We start from the raw sequence: 16,306 nt of genomic DNA, 5'->3' as shown, positions 1-16,306 counted from the left end.
TGCTCCCCTTCCCTGAAGGGATGGGGATTCCTGGCTCAGGCTGCCTCCCGGAGCGGCGCTCCGGGTGGTCTTACGCCCTCGACACCAGCCGGGTTCAGACCTGCCCGGACGAGCATCACACGGGCGGAGTTCTTGTCCCGGGGGGAGGCGGCTCCGCACGCGGTGCAGGTGTAGGTACGTTCCGACAGCGGAAGTGCGTGCTTGGTTCTCGCTCCGCACGATGCGCAGTCCATGGTGGTGTGCGCGGGATGCACGAGACGGACGTCCCGTGCGTGCTTGCGGCCCATCTCCAGCAGGGCCTTCTTGGTGGCGCCGATGGCGGCGTCGGCCGCCTTGCGCGCCATCGATGTCCTGGCGAGGAACTTCGGGCGGAAGTCCTCCACGGCGATCACGTCGTGGTCCGTCACGACCTTCTTCGCCCACTTGCGGCCGGTGTCCTGCCGCTGCCGGGCCACCTTCTGGCACGCCTTCGCGCGCAGGTGCTTGGCCGCGCGGTAGCCCTTGGAGGCCGCCTGCCCCTTGGCGGGTTTGCGGCGGGCCATCATCCGGTCGTACCGCGACAGCCTCTGCTGGGCCTTCCGGCCGTGCTGGGCGTGGGGCAGATCGTGCGCGTCGCTGGTGGTGGTCGCGGTCTGATTGACGCCCCAGTCGATACCGATCACCGCGCCGGTGGTGGGGAGCGGCCGGACTTCGGCGGGCACGACGAAGGAGGCGTACCAGCGGCCGACGCTGTCGCGGTACACGCGCACGCTGGACGGGGCGGCGGGCAGGTCCCGCGACCACACCACGGTCAGCACGATGCCGCCCGCGACGTGCAGGCGGCCGCCCCTGAGACGGAAGCCGCGCCGGGTGTAGTTCAGCGTCGGGTCCGCTTGGCGCTTCTTCTTCCACCCGGGCATCCCGGCCCGCTGCCTGAGGGGCAGGCGGTCCTTGATGTCCTTCTGCGCCTTCGCCCGCGACCTGCCGAAGTCCCGGATGGTCTGCTGCTGCGGCACCGAACTGCCTTCGCGCAGCCACGGCGTCTTCGCGCGGGCCTCGGTGAGCATCTTGTCGAGCCGGGCCGGGCCGCACGTCAGCTCGTCCTCGGGGTGCGCCGTGTTGTGCGCGTGCACGGCCTTGGCCTTGGCCACGCACTCGTTCCACACCCACCGGCACCGGTCCCACTCCGCCAGCAACCGTGTGCGGGCAGTCGACGACACGCGCAGCCGGTAGGTGTACCGGGCATGCCCGCCCTCCCCGGCCTCCTGCACCACCGGCACGACATCACCTGCTCCCACGCTCCGCCCGCGCGTCCCGGCTTCCACGACGAGACCGTACGTGCGACACCCGCACACCCGTACCTCCGTCGCGCCGCCGTCACCACAACCGGCGAATACGAGCACACGCGTTCGCCCGCCCGGCCTGCGTTGGTGGTCATGCGGGCGCCCCGCGCCCCAGGAAACGGGGGGTTGATACTGGTGGGCTCGCCTATTCAACTGTCACCAGTTCCTCGTGGTGTCCAGCCCGCCTCCATCCACAGCCCTTTGGCCCCGGAGACACCGCTCCGGGGCCACTCCTGTGGGTGATGGGGCCCCCGGACCCCACCCGTGACTCGCTTAAGCGAATATCGGGCGGTCGATGGCTTTCACAGCTGACGGACGCGCAGCACACCGGTCAGCATCGGCAGGATGAACTCGCCGCGGGCGGTCTCCGGTCGACTCGCGAGGAATGCGCGGATCCGGCCCAGCGTGGCCTGTTGTTCCTGTTCGGGCATGACCAGCATCCCCGCGCGCGTCGCGATCGTCGCGACGAGAGAATCAGCGGTGCGGCCCTGTCCGTGCGGGAACTCTGCCTGCTCCGGCGAGCCGAACCGGGCGGCCACGCCTGTCTTCGGAAGGTGCATGTCGGCCGTCTCAGCGCGCCAGCTGGCGGGTGTGTCACGCGGGCCGATGGCCGCGCTCCCGCTGACCCGTGCAAGCCCGGCAACCCACTCGACCTGGTCATCCATGACGTTCCACAGGCCGGCCAGAATGCCGCCGGGTGCGAGGACCCTGGCGATCTCGGGTCCCGCGACGGCCATGTCGAACCAGTGCATGGCGTTGCCGGCCAGCACAGCATCGACGGACGCGTCCGGCAGCGGGATCGCCTCGGCACTACCCGACAGGGCACGGACACCCGGCAGCGAGCGGCGCAGCTCGGTCAGCATCGCCGGATCGGGCTCGACCGCGATGACTTCGGCACCCAGCGCAGCCAGCGCGGCGGTCAGCTTGCCGGTTCCGGCGCCGAGGTCGAGCACGCGTGGACCGGGCGCGGGATCGAGCGCCCAGCGCACCGCGGCCTGCGCGTAGTCCGGACGGTGCTCGGCGTATGCGACCGCCGCTGCGCCGAACGACGAGGCGTGAAGCAGCAGTTCATCCTGATCCACACGGTCACCATATCTGTGCCGCAAGTGGTAAGCGGAGCGATCATGAATCTATTGAGAACCCACAAGCGCCCCCAGCTCAGCCCTTCACTTCAGAGGAACTGCACCCTTCAACTACCGCCCGTAGTCGGCACTGCTGAGCCTGGCAGTGACTTTCCGTGATCTCCGGAGACGTATCGGCTCCAAGTCCCGCCGGTCTCGTTGAGGAGCCGGGTGGTGGTCTTGTCGTGGTAGCCGAGAGCGTCCGCGACGACGGGGGCGGGCAGTCTCGCAAGAATCAGGTGAACCGCGCGGCTCAGTGCCCCGACGTCGCCTTCAGCCCCACCACGGCCACCAGCAACAGACAGACGAAGAAGATCCGGGCGGCGGTCGCCGGCTCCCCCAGCACCACCATGCCGACCACCGCCGACCCGGCGGCCCCGATCCCCACCCAGACGCCGTACGCGGTACCGATGGGCAGGGACCTCGCCGCATACGACAGCAACAGCATGCTGGCGACGATGCCGGCACCGGTGAACAGGCTCGGCACGAGCCGCGTGAAACCGTCGGTGTACTTCATCCCGACCGACCAGCCCACTTCGAGCACACCGGCGACGATCAGCAGAACCCAGGCCATGACAAGCGCCTCCGAGACACAGACAGGACGGACGGGGGGTGCGTCGTCTTTGCCTTCGTCCCGGTACGGCGCGTCTCGTCGGGCTCCTACGAATGTAGCAAGGAAGGCGACAAAAGGGGCCGGTGACGATGGTCACCAGCCCCTTCTCAGCCCTGATCCACAGGTACAACCCTGATCACAGGTAAAGCCCTGATCTACAGGTACAGCCCGGTCGAATCCTCCGACCCCTCGAACCGGTCCGCCGCCACCGCATGCAGGTCCCGCTCGCGCATCAGCACATACGCGATACCCCGCACCTCCACCTCGGCACGGTCCTCCGGGTCGTACAGCACCCGGTCACCCGGCTCGACGGTCCGTACGTTCTGCCCCACCGCGACAACCTCCGCCCACGCCAGCCGACGGCCCACGGCCGCCGTGGCGGGAATCAGGATGCCGCCACCGGAACGCCGCTCGCCCTCGCTGGTGTCCTGCCGCACGAGCACACGGTCGTGCAACATCCGGATGGGCAGCTTGTCGGGATGGGTGCTGTGGTCGTTTCTGTTGGAGCTCACGCCTTCGAACCTACCTGCCTTCGAACCATTCGCACGCGGGTGGGTCAGCGGTTCCGCCGCCGGGTACCCAGCACGAGCAGCCCCACGACCCCAACGGCCACCAGCGCGACGGGCAGCACGCGCTCCATCCGAGGCGCGCCCTCCTCATCGACGAACTGCCCCTTCACCTCACTCACCACCCGGTTGACCTGCACGTACGCCCGCCCGAGGGTGTGATCGACATTCGACACGACCTTGGCCTTGGCGTCCCCGACGATCGTCTTCGGATGCACCCGCACCCCGATCTCGTCGAGCGTCTCGGCCAGCCTCTCGCGGCGACGCCTGATGTCCGCCTCGATCTGCGCCGGGGTTCTGGTGTCCGACGTGTCCGCCACCGTACGGCCTCCGAAGTCAGCTGATGCTTGTTCCGGACAGTCTGTCAGTTCTTCCGGCGACCGCACCGTCAGGACCCCCGGTTACGCTAGCCCGATGAGTGAGCGACTCCAGCCCGGGGACGTGGCCCCCGCCTTCACCCTCCCCGACGCCGACGGCAACGAGGTCTCCCTGTCGGACCACAAGGGCCGCAAGGTCATCGTCTACTTCTACCCGGCCGCCCTGACCCCCGGCTGCACGAAGCAGGCCTGCGACTTCACCGACAACCTCGACGTCCTGGCCGCCGCCGGCTACGACGTCATCGGCATCTCGCCGGACAAGCCCGAGAAGCTGGCGAAGTTCCGCGAGAAGGAATCCCTGAAGGTCACCCTCGCCGGCGACCCCGACAAGACCGTCATCGAGGCGTACGGCGCCTACGGCGAGAAGAAGAACTACGGCAAGACGTACATGGGCGTCATCCGCTCCACGATCGTCGTCGACGAGCAGGGCAAGGTCGAGCGCGCGCTGTACAACGTGCGCGCGACGGGGCACGTGGCCAAGATCATCAAGGACCTGGGCATCTGAGCGCAGGCTCCGCCCGACGCGAGCGGCCCGTACCGGGGTGACCCGGCACGGGCCGCTTTGCATTTCGGGCGTGACTGTCCGATAAGCGGTTCGTTACTCCGTGTGGACCACGAACGTGTGGTCGGAACGGAGGGGGCTCGATGGGGGCCAGTGCGTACACCAAGGAGCGGCTGGAGGAGGCGGCTCGGGGGGCGCGGACGTTGTCGGAGGCGTTGGTGAGGTTGGGGGTGGATCCGGGGAGTTCGACGCGGAACTACATCCGGGAGCGGATGAAGAAGCTCGGGGTGGATACGTCGCACTTCGAGCGGGAGGGGGCCAAGTGGACGAGGGAGATCCTCGAGCCGGTGGTCGCCACGTCCACGAGCGTCAACGAGGTGGTGCGACGACTCGGGCTCGATTCTGTGGGCGGTCACCAGGCCAACATCGCGCGGCGCATCAAGGCGTATGGAATCAACACCTCGCACTTCACGCCGGTAGTCCGCACCGAGCGCATGAGGCACAACCAGCGTCGCCGGACAGCCGAAGAGATCCTCGTCGAGGACACGTCGGCACACGCCGTACGCATCCCGAGCAGTCGGCTCAAGAGGGCAATGCAGGAACTGGGCGTGGAGGAACGCTGCGCCCTGTGCGGCATCGAGGCGTTGTGGCTCGGAGAGCCGTTGCCACTTGAGGTCGACCACATCGACGGCAACTGGCGAAACAACCGGATCAAAAATCTCCGGCTCCTTTGCCCCAACTGTCACTCCACAACTGATAGTTACCGCGGTCGCGGCAAGCGGCGTGCCAGGGTGTCCACCTCATGAGCACTTCCGTGCAGTACACCCGCGAGCGGCTGGCAGAAGCCGCCGAGAAGTGCTCCGGCATCGACGAGGTCATCGCCTTCTTCGGCACACGGCCCTACGGATACCTACCTCGGTATCTCATGAAGCGTTTCGCTCACTTCGGCATCGACGTCTCGCATTTCCGTCCCCACGGAAGACCTGTCCGGCCCAGCCCCGAGGAGTTGCGGGCGGCGGTCGCCGAGTCGGTCTCCATCAGAGAGACGCTTCGCCGTCTGGGGAGACCGAACAATGGTGTGCAGCGCATGAAGCTACGCGAGTGGATCGCCGAGGACCACATCTCGACCTCACACTTCCTGGGCCAGGCGCACCAGCGAGGAAAGCCCGGAACAAACGCCAAACGGCCAGAAGACGTGCTGGTCCGGCACGACCGCAAGCACCGAACAAGCACCTCGCGACTCCGCCGCGCGCTCCGCGAAGTCGGCGTACCCGAGCAGTGCGCCAGATGCGGAGTCGCCCCCGAGTGGCTGGGCAGGCCCATGACGTTGGAAGTCGATCACATCAACGGGGACTGGAGTGACGACCGGCGCGAGAACCTGCGGTTGCTCTGCCCCAACTGTCACGCGATCACCAGCACCTGGTGCAGGGGAGGGAGAAGGCGTCGGACAGATCCCGGTACGATGGCAGGCGGCTAGCGGCGGTGGCGCAACGGCGACGCAGCAGACTTAGGATCTGTGGCCCTTGATCGGGCTTGAGGGTTCGAATCCCTTCCGCCGCACATAAACGGCCTGCGAATCAAAGGATTGATGCGCAGGCCGTTGCCGTGTCTGCCTCAGCCCAACAACTCCCGTACGACCGGCACCAACGCCCGGAACGCCTTCCCCCGATGGCTGATCGCGTTCTTCTCCTCGGGGCTCAGCTCCGCGCACGTCCGCGTCTCGCCCTCCGGCTGGAGGATCGGGTCGTAGCCGAAGCCGCCCGTGCCAGCGGGGGCGTGGCGCAGCACCCCCCGCAACTGTCCCTCGACCACCCGCTCCCGCCCGTCCGGCAGCGCCAGCGCCGCCGCGCACGCGAAGTGGGCCCCCCGGTGCTCGTCGGCGATGTCGGCCAGCTGGGCCAGCAGTAGATCCAGGTTGGCCTTGTCGTCGCCGTGGCGGCCTGACCAGCGGGCCGAGAAGATCCCCGGCGCGCCGTTGAGGACGTCGACGCAGAGGCCTGAGTCGTCGGCGACGGCGGGGAGGCCGGTGGCCTGGGCGAGGGCGTGGGCCTTGAGGAGGGCGTTTTCGGCGAAGGTGACGCCTGTTTCCTTGACGTCGGGGATGTCGGGGTAGGCGTCCGCGCCGACGAGGTCGTGTGGGAGACCTGCGTCGGCGAGGATGGCCTTCAGTTCGGTGATCTTTCCGGCGTTGCGGGTGGCGAGGATCAGGCGGGTCATGCCGTCCAGTATCCCGGCTTCCCCGCCGGGCCCGTTACGGCGTGCAGACCTTGGTCAGTTCGCCGGCCGCGTCGGTGACGGGGCTGATGTCGGGGGTCTCGTCGCCGTTCTCGATGGCTGTGCGGACGTTGGTGACGGCCTTCTCGAGGTCGTCGACCGCCTTGTTGACGTCGGCATTGTCGGTCTTGTCGCCGATTTCGCCGAGGTTCTGCTCGATGGAGTCGAGGGATTCGTCGAGCTGGGTCGGGTCGTTGGCCGCGTTGTCGACGGCCTGCTGGAGGTCGGTGACGCTGTCGGCAATGGCGTCGGCGGTGTTGACGCAGTCGAGCGCCTTGTTCACGGCGTCGCAGCCGGTGGTGAGTCCGGCGGTCAGCGCTACCGCCGCCAGGGTGGCGGCGACGGCGGCGGTACGGCGTCGGCGGCGGCTCGCGGCCATGGAACGGTCCCTCCCTTGGTTGGGCCCGGCGGGCCCGGTCAGCTGGCCGGGCGCACAGGGATGAGCCGTGCGCCCGTATTTCTTCAGACGCGGTGGTGGTCGGCGCGGTTGCCCGCTCCGACCCCATGTCTTGGTGCGCCTTTTACTTTTCGGCGGGGGTTTCGAGCGCGGCGCGCTGCAGTGCCGCGAGTTCGGTGCAGCCGGCGACGGCGAGGTCGAGCAGGGCGCCCAGTTCGTCGCGGGCGAAGGGTTCGGCTTCGGCGGTGCCCTGGACTTCGACGAAGCGTCCGTCGCCGGTGCAGACGACGTTCATGTCGGTTTCGGCGCGGACGTCTTCTTCGTAGCAGAGGTCGAGCAGGGGGATGCCGCCGACGATGCCGACGGAGACGGCGGAGACGGTGCCGGTGAGAGGGTTGCGGCCGGGCTTGACGAGCTTTTTCTTCTGCGCCCAGGAGACGGCGTCGGCGAGGGCGACGTAGGCGCCGGTGATGGCGGCGGTGCGGGTGCCGCCGTCGGCCTGGAGTACGTCGCAGTCGAGGACGATGGTGTTCTCGCCGAGGGCCTTGTAGTCGATGACGGCGCGCAGGGAGCGGCCGATGAGGCGGGAGATCTCGTGGGTACGGCCGCCGATTTTGCCCTTGACGGATTCGCGGTCGCCGCGGGTGTTGGTGGAGCGGGGCAGCATGGCGTATTCGGCGGTGACCCAGCCTTCGCCGCTGCCTTTGCGCCAGCGCGGGACGCCTTCGGTGACGGTGGCGGTGCAGAAGACCTTGGTGTCGCCGAAGGAGACGAGGACGGAGCCTTCGGCGTGCTTGCTCCAGCCGCGTTCGATGGTGATCGGGCGGAGTTGTTCGGGGGTGCGGCCGTCGATTCGAGACATGAGGTGAGCCTAGCTCGCTATGGGCGAGGGGCCCCTTCCGGTGTGGGATGGGGCCCCTGAGGGTGAGCGGGTGCTCACATCATGTCTTCGATGTCCGCGGCGACGGGGTCGGCGTCGGTGCCGATGACGACCTGGATGGCGGTGCCCATCTTGACGACGCCGTGGGCGCCGGCGCCCTTGAGTGCGGCGTCGTCGACCAGCGAGGCGTCGGCCACCTCGACGCGCAGGCGTGTGATGCAGCCCTCGACCTCTTCGATGTTGTCGATGCCGCCGAGCCCGGCAACGATCTTCTCAGCCTTGCTGGCCATGTGTTTCTCCCTGATCCGGCCTGGTCCGAAGCGCTATGTCGCAGTAACCCACAGTTGGCCCAGCTTCGCGCGCGGTCATGGTGTGTGTACCGAATGATGGCGTCACGACAGCGGAACCTTCCGTCAACTGGTCTACACCACCTGGGGGGTGGTCGCCAAACCCGGCCCTTCCGGGAGGAGCCCGATGAGTGCCGACAGCGCTGCCAGTCCCGCCCGTGTGCGCTGGAACCGCTTGTTCCAGGGCTTGCAGAAGATGGGTCGCAGTCTTCAGCTCCCGATCGCGGTGCTGCCGGCCGCGGGCATTCTGAACCGGCTGGGGCAGCCGGATGTGTTCGGCGACGAGGGGCTGGGCTGGACCGATGTCTCGCGGGTGATGGCGGGCGCGGGCGGTGCGCTTCTGAACAGTTCGCTGGGGCTGCCGCTGCTGTTCTGTGTGGGTGTGGCCATCGGCATGGCGAAGAAGGCGGACGGGTCGACGGCGCTCGCGGCGGTCGCCGGGTTTCTCGTCTACTTCAATGTGCTGCGCCAGTTCCCGGAGGACTGTCCGGAGGGTTCGCGGGCGGTGGACACGGGCTGCCAGGTGGCGGGCGGGACGGTGACCGAGTTCACCTACCCGAATCCGGGGGTGTTCGGCGGCATTGTCATGGGGCTGCTGGCGGCTTTCTTCTGGGCGCGTTTCCACCGTACGAAGCTGGTGGACTGGCTCGGTTTCTTCAACGGGCGTCGGCTGGTGCCGATCATCATGGCGTTCGTGGCGATCGCGTTCGCGGTGCTGTGCCTGTGGATCTGGCCGCCCATCGGTGACGCGCTGGAGAGCTTCAGCGACTGGATGAGCGATCTGGGCGCCTGGGGCGCGGGTGTCTTCGGCGTCGCCAACCGCGCGCTGCTGGTGATCGGCCTGCACCAGTTCCTGAACGTGCCCATCTGGTTCCAGTTCGGCACCTACACCAAGCCCGACGGCACGGTGGTGCACGGCGACATCAACATGTTCCTGAACGGCGACCCGGACGCGGGTCAGTTCACGTCGGGGTTCTTCCCGATCATGATGTTCGCGTTGCCGGCCGCCGCGCTGGCGATGACGCACTGTGCACGGCCGAACCGTCGCAAGGAGGTCGGCGGGCTGATGCTGTCGACCGCCCTGACGTCGTTCGTCACGGGTATCACCGAGCCGATCGAGTACTCGTTCCTCTTCATCGCGCCGGCGCTGTATGCGGTCCACGCGCTGCTGACGGGTGTGTCGATGGCGGTGACGTGGGGGCTCGGGGTGCACGACGGGTTCAGCTTCTCGGCCGGTCTGATCGACTACGTCATCAACTGGAATCTGGCGACGAGACCCTGGGCGATCATCCCGATCGGGTTGTGTTTCGCTGCCGTCTATTACGTCGTGTTCCGCTTCGCGATCACCAGGTTCGATCTGAAGACGCCGGGGCGGGAGGCGGAGGAGGAAGTGGAGGACGTCACGAAGGGGTAAGCAACCGAACGGGCGCGGGAATCGCGGGTTCCTTATCCCGCCTTCATCGTGCTACAACAGGTCTACACCACTGAGTGGTGTAGACCCTTGCGGTGCTGCCGCGGGGCATCGCCGGACGCCGCCGTCCCCTTCTCATTGTCCCTGGGCGGCGCCATGCCCACTGGAGGAAGTTGTGACCACGGCCAGCGCCGCTCCCGCGGCCGACAAGAAGAAGGGCTCCGGCGCGATGGCTGTCATGCAGCGCATCGGCCGCAGCCTGATGCTGCCGGTGGCGGTTCTGCCCGCGGCCGCCCTCCTGGTCCGCTTCGGCAACGAGGACATGCTGGGCGACCCGGAGTTCCCCGCGTTCCTCACGAAGATCGCGGGCTTCATGGCGGCCGGCGGCAACGCGATCCTCGACAACATGGCACTGCTGTTCGCCGTCGGCATCGCGATCGGCTTCGCGAAGAAGTCGGACGGCTCGACGGCGCTCGCGGCCGTGGTCGGTTACCTGGTCTTCAAGAACGTGCTCGCCACGTTCACCGACCCGAACCTGCCGCAGGTGGCGACGGCCGTCGACGGCAAGGTCGTGATGGTCGACGCACCGGTGGACGCCAAGGTCCTCGGCGGCGTGGTGATGGGCATCGTCGTCGCCCTCCTCTACCAGCGCCTCTACCGCACCAAGCTCCCGGACTGGGCGGGCTTCTTCGGCGGCCGCCGTCTCGTCCCGATCGTCTCCGCCTTCGCGGGCCTGGTCATCGGCATCGTCTTCGGCTACATCTGGCCGGTCCTCGGCACGGGCCTGCACAACTTCGGTGAGTGGCTGGTCGATTCGGGGGCCGTCGGCGCCGGCATCTTCGGTGTCGCCAACCGTGCGCTGATCCCGATCGGCATGCACCACCTGCTGAACTCGTTCCCGTGGTTCCAGGCGGGCGAGTACGAGGGCAAGAGCGGCGACATCGCCCGCTTCCTGGCCGGTGACCCGAGCGCCGGCCAGTTCATGACCGGCTTCTTCCCGATCATGATGTTCGCGCTGCCGGCCGCCTGCCTGGCGATCGTGCACTGCGCCCGCCCGGAGCGCCGCAAGGTCGTCGGCGGCATGATGTTCTCCCTCGCGCTGACGTCGTTCGTCACGGGCGTCACCGAGCCGATCGAGTTCACCTTCATGTTCATCGCCCCCGCGCTGTACGCGATCCACGCGGTGCTGACCGGTGTGTCGATGGCCTTGACCTGGGCGCTCGGCATGAAGGACGGCTTCGGCTTCTCGGCCGGCGCGGTCGACTTCGGCCTGAACCTGGGTATCGCGACCAACCCGTGGGGGCTGGCCCTGGTGGGCCTGTGCTTCGCCGCGGTCTATTACGTGCTCTTCCGCTTCGCGATCACCAAGTTCAACCTGCCGACGCCGGGCCGCGAGTCCGACGAGGAACTGGCGGAACTGCAGAAGGCCGAGGCGAAGTAGGCCCGGTCCGACCCGACCGTACGAGGCCCCCGGAGTTCCGGGGGCCTTCGTCATGCCGTGATGCCGTGGGCGTCAGATCTCGTACGACTTCCTGGGCACCGCCAGCTCCGCCGGCCCGTCGTAGACCGCGCGGGCGTCGGCCAGGTTGATCTGCGGGTCGGTCCACGGGGGGATGTGGGTGAGGAGCAGCCGGCGGGCGCCTGCCCGGGCGGCCGTCTCGCCCGCCTCGCGGCCGTTGAGGTGCAGGTCGGGGATCTTTTCCTTGCCGTGCGTGAAGGCGGCCTCGCACAGGAACAGGTCGACGTCCCGGGCGAGTTCGTCCAGTGCCGTGCTGACGCCCGTGTCGCCGGAGTACGTCAGGGTCCGTCCGCCGTGCTCGATGCGGATGCCGTAGGCCTCGACGGGGTGGGCCACCCGCTCGGTGTGGACGGTGAAGGGGCCGATCTCGAAGGTGGACGGCTTGACCGTGTGGAAGTCGAAGACCTCGCTCATCGAGGAGGCCGAGGGGGTGTCGGCGTACGCGGTGGTCAGGCGGTGTTCGGTGCCCTCGGGGCCGTAGACCGGGAGGGGGGCGCAGCGGCCGCCGTCGTGCCGGTAGTAGCGCGCCACGAAGTAGGCGCACATGTCGATGCAGTGGTCGGCGTGCAGATGGCTGAGGAAGATCGCGTCGAGGTCGTAGAGACCGCAGTGGCGCTGCAGCTCGCCCAGGGCGCCGTTGCCCATGTCGAGGAGCAGCCGGAAGCCGTCGGCCTCGACGAGGTAGCTCGAGCAGGCCGATTCCGCGGACGGGAACGACCCCGAGCAGCCGACGACGGTGAGCTTCATGAAGCAGAAACCTCCGCTGGCGGATGTGGAGAAAACGGGGGTCGTGCGGTCCGTCGAGCGTAAGGCGCAAAACCGTTGGTCGCTCCTCCACCAAGGGCCGTTGTGGGCGAACTCACCTGTGCTGTCACCGGTTCGGCTGGATGTGGGGCGCATGGGGTGTGGGACAGGGCGCGCGACCTGATGCGTGCGCCGGTAACGTCATCGTATGGACACGTCCTGGTGGTTGGCACTCGCGGCGGTGATACTGCTCGCGCTCGTTGCCGCGCTCGTCGACGGCTGGGGGCGGCGGCGTCCCGAGGGCCGCCGCACGCGGCCGCCGGGGCGGGCGGAGCGGTCGCGGGCGGCGCAGCGGCCGCGGGCCGCGGAGATCTGGTGGGCGAACGTGCCCTACGAGGACGGTCCCGGCGCGAAGGACCGGCCGTGTCTGGTGCTGGCGGTGCACGGGCGGCGGGCGACGGTCGCGAAGATCACCAGCAGGTTCCACGACGAGCGGGCCGGGGTGATACCCCTGCCGCCGGGCTCGGTCGGGGACACCCAGGGCCGGGTGAGTTTCCTGGAGACGGACGAGCTGCGGGAGGTCGCGGTGTGGGACTTCCGGCGGCGGGTGGGGGTGGTGGACCCGGTCCTGTGGGACCAGGTCCGTCACCTCGCCACATAGGAGGTCAGGCCCAGAGCTGGCCCTGCAGCGTCTCGATGGCCTCTTCCGTCGTGGCTGCGGTGTAGACGCCGGTGGAAAGGTACTTCCAGCCGCCGTCGGCCACGATGAACACGATGTCGGCGCTCTCGCCGGCCTTGATCGCCTTCTTGCCCACGCCGATCGCCGCGTGCAGGGCGGCGCCGGTGGAGACGCCCGCGAAGATGCCCTCCTGCTGGAGGAGTTCCCGGGTGCGGGTGACCGCGTCGGCGGAGCCGACCGAGAAGCGGGTGGTGAGGACGGAGGCGTCGTACAGCTCGGGGACGAAGCCCTCGTCGAGGTTGCGCAGGCCGTACACCAGGTCGTCGTAGCGGGGCTCCGCGGCGACGATCTTCACGTCCGGCTTGTGCTCGCGCAGATAGCGGCCGACGCCCATCAGCGTGCCCGTCGTGCCCAGTCCGGCCACGAAGTGGGTGATGGAGGGGAGGTCGGCGAGGATCTCGGGGCCGGTGGTGGCGTAGTGGGCGCCGGCGTTGTCCGGGTTGCCGTACTGGTAGAGCATCACCCAGTCGGGGTGCTCGGCGGCCAGCTCCTTGGCGACGCGTACGGCGGTGTTGGAGCCGCCCGCGGCCGGGGAGGAGATGATCTCGGCGCCCCACATGCCGAGCAGGTCCCGGCGTTCCTGGGAGGTGTTCTCGGGCATCACGCACACCATGCGGTAGCCCTTGAGCTTGGCCGCCATGGCCAGCGAGATGCCGGTGTTGCCGGAGGTCGGCTCGAGGATGGTGCAGCCCGGGGTCAGCCGGCCGTCCTTCTCCGCCTGCTCGATCATGTGCAGGGCGGGACGGTCCTTGACCGATCCGGTCGGGTTGCGGTCCTCCAGCTTGGCCCAGATCCGGACGTCGGCGGACGGCGAGAGCCGCGGCAGGCGCACCAACGGGGTGTTGCCCACCGCGGCCAGCGGGGAGTCGTAACGCATCGGTGGTCAGGGACCTCAGGCCATGCCGCCGGCCACGGCCGGCAGGATCGTGACGCTGTCGCCGTCGGACAGCTTGGTGTTGATGCCGTCGAGGAAGCGGACGTCCTCGTCGTTCAGGTAGACGTTGACGAAGCGGCGCAGCTGGTCGCCGTCCACGATGCGGGCCTGGATGCCCGTGTGCCGGGCGTCGAGGTCGGCGAACAGCTCGGCGAGGGTGTCCCCACTGCCTTCGACGGCCTTCTGACCGTCGGTGTACTGGCGGAGGATGGTGGGGATGCGGACCTCGATGGCCATGGCTCAGGGCTCCTGTCGGGAGTGGTCAGGTCGGTGGGCGCGCGGCAGCGCAGATAACAGCAGGTCGTGCGTGTGTGGCGCCGCGGCTCACGGCCGTACGGCGGCAGGGCAGCGTCAACAGATGGCGCTGGCGAGCCTGCACAGGTCGACGTGCAGCCGCGCCACGAGCAGCAACGCCCAAAAGGGCTCCGCCGTCTTTTGGCTCACGTCGTGGAAAACCATGGGCTCATCGTATCGATTCCCGGTCCGGGTCCTGGAATGTGATCTCGGATAGTGGATGAATTCTGACCGAATCCCGGGATCAGTAGACCTCCACCACCTTGACCTCCTCCTCCGTCACCTCGCCGTCGATGATCCGGAACGACCGGAACTGGAACTCGCCGGCTCCGTCGGTGTCCGCGGTGGAGACCAGGACGTAGTGCGCGCCGGGCTCGTTGGCGTAGGAGATGTCGGTGCGGGAGGGGTAGGCCTCGGTGGCCGTGTGGGAGTGGTAGATGATCACCGGCTCCTCGTCGCGGTCGTCCATCTCGCGGTAGAGCTTGAGGAGGTCGCCGGAGTCGAACTCGTAGAACGTGGGCGAGCGGGCCGCGTTCAGCATCGGGATGAAGCGCTCCGGGCGGCCCGAGCCCACCGGGCCCGCGACCACGCCGCACGCCTCGTCGGGGTGGTCCTCGCGCGCGTGGGCGACGATCTGGTCGAAGAGGGCCTGGGTGAGGGTCAGCATGCACGTCAGGATAAGCAGAAGGGCCGCCCCGTACCGAGGGGTGGTACGGGGCGGCCCACATGCCGGACGTCCTGAGCGGCAGCGGCAGGGAGTGCCACGAGTACTCCCTGACGCTAGGAACCGTCCGGTGGTCGTCAGCCGACCTTTTCGAACTCCGGCGTGCGGCGCTCGGTGATCTCCGGGTTGCGGGCCTTGAGGACCGCCCAGCCGATGGCCAGGGCGGCGGCCCAGCCGGCCATCACATAGAGGCAGACGCGGGCGTCGGCGTCGTAGGCGATGATGCCGGTCACGAAGAGCAGGAACGCGATGGCGATGTAGGAGCACACCGCGCCGCCCGGCGCCGGGAAGGACGAGGCGGGCAGCCGGCCCGCGACCACCGCGCGGCGGTACAGGACGTGGCTGACCAGGATCATCAGCCAGGTCCAGATGCCGGCGGCGGTGGCGATGGAGGTGACGTAGCCGAAGGCCTTCTCCGGGACGATGTAGTTCAGGACCACGCCGATGCCCATGAAGAGCACGGAGACGAAGATGCCCAGGGCGGGCGTCTTGGTCGACGACAGCTTGGTGAAGGCCCTGGGGGCCTCGCCGCTCTCGGCCAGGTTCCGCAGCATGCGGCCCGTCGAGTACATGCCGGAGTTGCAGGACGACAGCGCCGCGGTGAGCACGACGAAGTTGACGATGGCCGCGCCCGCCGGGATGCCGATCTGTGCGAAGGCCTCGACGAACGGGCTGACGCCTGGCGCGAACTCCGTCCACTTCACGACGCAGAGGATGACGGTGAGGGCACCGACGTAGAAGAGCGCGATGCGCCAGGGCAGCGTGTTGATCGCCTTGGGGAGCGTCTTCTCCGGGTTCTCGGACTCGCCCGCCGTGACGCCGACGAGTTCGACGGCGAGGTAGGCGAACATGACGCCCTGCAGGGTCATCAGGGACGAGCCGATGCCCTTGGGGAAGAAGCCGTCGAAGGCCCAGAGGTTGGAGACGGCCGCCGTGTCACCGGCGCTGCTGAAGCCGAAGGTCAGCACGCCGAGGCCGATCACGATCATGCCGATCAGGGCGGTGACCTTGACCATCGAGAACCAGAACTCCAGCTCACCGAAGAGCTTCACGGAGATCAGGTTGACCCCGAACAGGATCACCAGGAAGACCAGTGCCGTCACCCACTGCGGGATGGACGGGAACCAGTAGTTGACGTAGATCGCGGCGGCGGTGAGTTCCGCCATGCCGGTGACCACCCACATCAGCCAGTACGTCCAGCCGGTGAAGTAGCCGAAGAACGGGCCGAGGAACTCGCGGGAGTACTCCGCGAAGGAGCCCGAGACAGGGCGGTAGAGCAGGAGCTCGCCGAGCGCCCGCATGATGAAGAAGATGATCACGCCCGCGAGGGCGTACATGAGGATCAGGCTGGGCCCGGCCTTGGCGATGTTCGCCCCGGCGCCCAGGAAGAGGCCGACGCCGATGGCGCCGCCGATCGCGATCATCTGGACCTGACGGCTGCCGAGTCCCCGCTCGTACCCCTCTTCAGGGGCTTCGGTGACCTTCGCAGAGGTCATGTGTAGTGCGCCTTTCTCCATGCCGACCCCCGGCCTCTCGTCGGCC

21 protein-coding genes, 1 tRNA gene and 1 riboswitch are annotated in these 16,306 nt (G+C 68.3%); of the genes, 7 read left to right on the top strand and 15 right to left on the bottom strand.

Features of this window, described 5'->3' with window-relative positions; genetic code table 11:
* Positions 1-35: 35 nt before the first annotated feature.
* From ACFVJQ_RS23860 to ACFVJQ_RS23840, 5 genes are all read right to left on the bottom strand, one after another.
* Positions 36-1,250: an RNA-guided endonuclease InsQ/TnpB family protein gene (locus ACFVJQ_RS23860; protein WP_385786717.1), complete on the bottom strand. Its 1,215-nt coding sequence runs from the start codon at positions 1,248-1,250 to the stop codon at positions 36-38.
* A gap of 374 nt (positions 1,251-1,624) precedes the next feature.
* Positions 1,625-2,404, bottom strand: coding sequence for a class I SAM-dependent methyltransferase (locus tag ACFVJQ_RS23855; RefSeq protein ID WP_385786600.1), 780 nt, complete (start codon positions 2,402-2,404; stop codon positions 1,625-1,627).
* Between the two features lie 292 nt (positions 2,405-2,696).
* Entirely contained in the window at positions 2,697-3,017 is a 321-nt protein-coding gene (locus ACFVJQ_RS23850) for a multidrug efflux SMR transporter (RefSeq protein ID WP_129799717.1), read from the bottom strand.
* 37 nt (positions 3,018-3,054) lie between these two features.
* A riboswitch (guanidine-III (ykkC-III) riboswitch) is annotated at positions 3,055-3,121 on the bottom strand.
* Between the two features lie 90 nt (positions 3,122-3,211).
* On the bottom strand, positions 3,212-3,568 hold the full coding sequence (locus tag ACFVJQ_RS23845) for a co-chaperone GroES (protein WP_129799718.1): 357 nt from the start codon (positions 3,566-3,568) through the stop codon (positions 3,212-3,214).
* A gap of 44 nt (positions 3,569-3,612) precedes the next feature.
* Positions 3,613-3,942 (bottom strand): DUF3618 domain-containing protein, encoded by a 330-nt coding sequence (locus ACFVJQ_RS23840; RefSeq protein ID WP_224738615.1) that lies wholly within the window; start codon positions 3,940-3,942, stop codon positions 3,613-3,615.
* 94 nt (positions 3,943-4,036) lie between these two features.
* On the opposite strand from ACFVJQ_RS23840, the gene bcp reads away from it, so the two are divergent.
* The 4 genes from bcp to ACFVJQ_RS23820 all read left to right on the top strand — a co-directional run bounded on the left by bcp (position 4,037) and on the right by ACFVJQ_RS23820 (position 6,061).
* Positions 4,037-4,504, top strand: coding sequence for a thioredoxin-dependent thiol peroxidase (gene bcp, locus ACFVJQ_RS23835; RefSeq protein WP_224738614.1), 468 nt, complete (start codon positions 4,037-4,039; stop codon positions 4,502-4,504).
* A gap of 140 nt (positions 4,505-4,644) precedes the next feature.
* Entirely contained in the window at positions 4,645-5,307 is a 663-nt protein-coding gene (locus ACFVJQ_RS23830; protein WP_385786595.1) for an HNH endonuclease, read from the top strand.
* On the top strand, positions 5,304-5,978 hold the full coding sequence (locus tag ACFVJQ_RS23825) for an HNH endonuclease (RefSeq protein WP_385786592.1): 675 nt from the start codon (positions 5,304-5,306) through the stop codon (positions 5,976-5,978). The genes ACFVJQ_RS23830 and ACFVJQ_RS23825 overlap by 4 nt, the downstream gene beginning before the upstream one ends.
* A tRNA-Leu gene (locus tag ACFVJQ_RS23820) sits at positions 5,978-6,061 on the top strand. The genes ACFVJQ_RS23825 and ACFVJQ_RS23820 overlap by 1 nt, the downstream gene beginning before the upstream one ends.
* A 54-nt stretch (positions 6,062-6,115) precedes the next feature.
* On the opposite strand, the gene rdgB is transcribed toward ACFVJQ_RS23820, so the two are convergent.
* The 4 genes from rdgB to ACFVJQ_RS23800 all read right to left on the bottom strand — a co-directional run bounded on the left by rdgB (position 6,116) and on the right by ACFVJQ_RS23800 (position 8,342).
* Complete coding sequence (rdgB, locus tag ACFVJQ_RS23815; RefSeq protein ID WP_385786589.1) at positions 6,116-6,718, bottom strand: RdgB/HAM1 family non-canonical purine NTP pyrophosphatase; 603 nt, start codon at positions 6,716-6,718, stop codon at positions 6,116-6,118.
* A 34-nt stretch (positions 6,719-6,752) separates the two neighbouring features.
* Positions 6,753-7,154, bottom strand: a complete 402-nt coding sequence (locus ACFVJQ_RS23810; RefSeq protein WP_224739190.1) for a hypothetical protein — start codon at positions 7,152-7,154, stop codon at positions 6,753-6,755.
* Positions 7,155-7,296: 142 nt separating this feature from the next.
* Positions 7,297-8,034 (bottom strand): ribonuclease PH, encoded by a 738-nt coding sequence (rph, locus tag ACFVJQ_RS23805; RefSeq protein WP_385512790.1) that lies wholly within the window; start codon positions 8,032-8,034, stop codon positions 7,297-7,299.
* A 74-nt stretch (positions 8,035-8,108) separates the two neighbouring features.
* Positions 8,109-8,342: a glucose PTS transporter subunit EIIB gene (locus ACFVJQ_RS23800; protein ID WP_129799725.1), complete on the bottom strand. Its 234-nt coding sequence runs from the start codon at positions 8,340-8,342 to the stop codon at positions 8,109-8,111.
* A 184-nt stretch (positions 8,343-8,526) separates the two neighbouring features.
* Between ACFVJQ_RS23800 and ACFVJQ_RS23795 the strand changes: the two genes are divergently transcribed.
* Both ACFVJQ_RS23795 and ACFVJQ_RS23790 read left to right on the top strand, forming a co-directional pair.
* Entirely contained in the window at positions 8,527-9,813 is a 1,287-nt protein-coding gene (locus tag ACFVJQ_RS23795) for a PTS transporter subunit EIIC (RefSeq protein ID WP_385512831.1), read from the top strand.
* 172 nt (positions 9,814-9,985) lie between these two features.
* Positions 9,986-11,251, top strand: coding sequence for a PTS transporter subunit EIIC (locus ACFVJQ_RS23790; protein WP_385512789.1), 1,266 nt, complete (start codon positions 9,986-9,988; stop codon positions 11,249-11,251).
* Between the two features lie 72 nt (positions 11,252-11,323).
* Here the strand turns inward: ACFVJQ_RS23790 and ACFVJQ_RS23785 are convergent, their stop codons facing one another.
* Positions 11,324-12,076: an MBL fold metallo-hydrolase gene (locus ACFVJQ_RS23785; RefSeq protein ID WP_224737456.1), complete on the bottom strand. Its 753-nt coding sequence runs from the start codon at positions 12,074-12,076 to the stop codon at positions 11,324-11,326.
* Between the two features lie 205 nt (positions 12,077-12,281).
* Here ACFVJQ_RS23785 and ACFVJQ_RS23780 point away from each other — a divergent pair, with 205 nt between their 5' ends.
* Positions 12,282-12,734 (top strand): type II toxin-antitoxin system PemK/MazF family toxin, encoded by a 453-nt coding sequence (locus ACFVJQ_RS23780; RefSeq protein ID WP_385512788.1) that lies wholly within the window; start codon positions 12,282-12,284, stop codon positions 12,732-12,734.
* 4 nt (positions 12,735-12,738) lie between these two features.
* On the opposite strand, the gene ACFVJQ_RS23775 is transcribed toward ACFVJQ_RS23780, so the two are convergent.
* The 5 genes from ACFVJQ_RS23775 to ACFVJQ_RS23755 form a co-directional block, all read right to left on the bottom strand.
* Positions 12,739-13,689, bottom strand: coding sequence for a PLP-dependent cysteine synthase family protein (locus tag ACFVJQ_RS23775; protein ID WP_224737454.1), 951 nt, complete (start codon positions 13,687-13,689; stop codon positions 12,739-12,741).
* A gap of 15 nt (positions 13,690-13,704) precedes the next feature.
* Positions 13,705-13,983: a MoaD/ThiS family protein gene (locus tag ACFVJQ_RS23770; protein WP_224737453.1), complete on the bottom strand. Its 279-nt coding sequence runs from the start codon at positions 13,981-13,983 to the stop codon at positions 13,705-13,707.
* 114 nt (positions 13,984-14,097) lie between these two features.
* Complete coding sequence (locus ACFVJQ_RS23765) at positions 14,098-14,205, bottom strand: putative leader peptide (protein WP_385512787.1); 108 nt, start codon at positions 14,203-14,205, stop codon at positions 14,098-14,100.
* Positions 14,206-14,284: 79 nt separating this feature from the next.
* Positions 14,285-14,707 (bottom strand): Mov34/MPN/PAD-1 family protein, encoded by a 423-nt coding sequence (locus ACFVJQ_RS23760; RefSeq protein WP_385786582.1) that lies wholly within the window; start codon positions 14,705-14,707, stop codon positions 14,285-14,287.
* A 134-nt stretch (positions 14,708-14,841) separates the two neighbouring features.
* Positions 14,842-16,260, bottom strand: a complete 1,419-nt coding sequence (locus ACFVJQ_RS23755) for an amino acid permease (RefSeq protein ID WP_385786579.1) — start codon at positions 16,258-16,260, stop codon at positions 14,842-14,844.
* Between the last annotated feature and the right edge of the window lie 46 nt (positions 16,261-16,306).

It is taken from the genome of Streptomyces sp. NPDC127197, assembly GCF_042672405.1.
GTDB lineage: Bacteria > Actinomycetota > Actinomycetes > Streptomycetales > Streptomycetaceae > Streptomyces > Streptomyces flavusporus.
This window is presented reverse-complemented; position numbering and strand designations above follow the sequence as displayed.

What these genes read in the sequence shown, in the direction of transcription:
- ACFVJQ_RS23850 (WP_129799717.1), bottom strand. Translation starts at nt 3,017, where the DNA reads ATGGCCTGGGTTCTGCTGATCGTCGCCGGTGTGCTCGAAGTGGGCTGG.
- bcp (WP_224738614.1), top strand. Translation starts at nt 4,037, where the DNA reads ATGAGTGAGCGACTCCAGCCCGGGGACGTGGCCCCCGCCTTCACCCTC.
- ACFVJQ_RS23830 (WP_385786595.1), top strand. Translation starts at nt 4,645, where the DNA reads ATGGGGGCCAGTGCGTACACCAAGGAGCGGCTGGAGGAGGCGGCTCGG.
- ACFVJQ_RS23825 (WP_385786592.1), top strand. Translation starts at nt 5,304, where the DNA reads ATGAGCACTTCCGTGCAGTACACCCGCGAGCGGCTGGCAGAAGCCGCC.
- rdgB (WP_385786589.1), bottom strand. Translation starts at nt 6,718, where the DNA reads ATGACCCGCCTGATCCTCGCCACCCGCAACGCCGGAAAGATCACCGAA.
- ACFVJQ_RS23810 (WP_224739190.1), bottom strand. Translation starts at nt 7,154, where the DNA reads ATGGCCGCGAGCCGCCGCCGACGCCGTACCGCCGCCGTCGCCGCCACC.
- rph (WP_385512790.1), bottom strand. Translation starts at nt 8,034, where the DNA reads ATGTCTCGAATCGACGGCCGCACCCCCGAACAACTCCGCCCGATCACC.
- ACFVJQ_RS23800 (WP_129799725.1), bottom strand. Translation starts at nt 8,342, where the DNA reads ATGGCCAGCAAGGCTGAGAAGATCGTTGCCGGGCTCGGCGGCATCGAC.
- ACFVJQ_RS23795 (WP_385512831.1), top strand. Translation starts at nt 8,527, where the DNA reads ATGAGTGCCGACAGCGCTGCCAGTCCCGCCCGTGTGCGCTGGAACCGC.
- ACFVJQ_RS23785 (WP_224737456.1), bottom strand. Translation starts at nt 12,076, where the DNA reads ATGAAGCTCACCGTCGTCGGCTGCTCGGGGTCGTTCCCGTCCGCGGAA.
- ACFVJQ_RS23780 (WP_385512788.1), top strand. Translation starts at nt 12,282, where the DNA reads ATGGACACGTCCTGGTGGTTGGCACTCGCGGCGGTGATACTGCTCGCG.
- ACFVJQ_RS23775 (WP_224737454.1), bottom strand. Translation starts at nt 13,689, where the DNA reads ATGCGTTACGACTCCCCGCTGGCCGCGGTGGGCAACACCCCGTTGGTG.
- ACFVJQ_RS23770 (WP_224737453.1), bottom strand. Translation starts at nt 13,983, where the DNA reads ATGGCCATCGAGGTCCGCATCCCCACCATCCTCCGCCAGTACACCGAC.
- ACFVJQ_RS23765 (WP_385512787.1), bottom strand. Translation starts at nt 14,205, where the DNA reads ATGGTTTTCCACGACGTGAGCCAAAAGACGGCGGAGCCCTTTTGGGCG.
- ACFVJQ_RS23760 (WP_385786582.1), bottom strand. Translation starts at nt 14,707, where the DNA reads ATGCTGACCCTCACCCAGGCCCTCTTCGACCAGATCGTCGCCCACGCG.
- ACFVJQ_RS23755 (WP_385786579.1), bottom strand. Translation starts at nt 16,260, where the DNA reads ATGACCTCTGCGAAGGTCACCGAAGCCCCTGAAGAGGGGTACGAGCGG.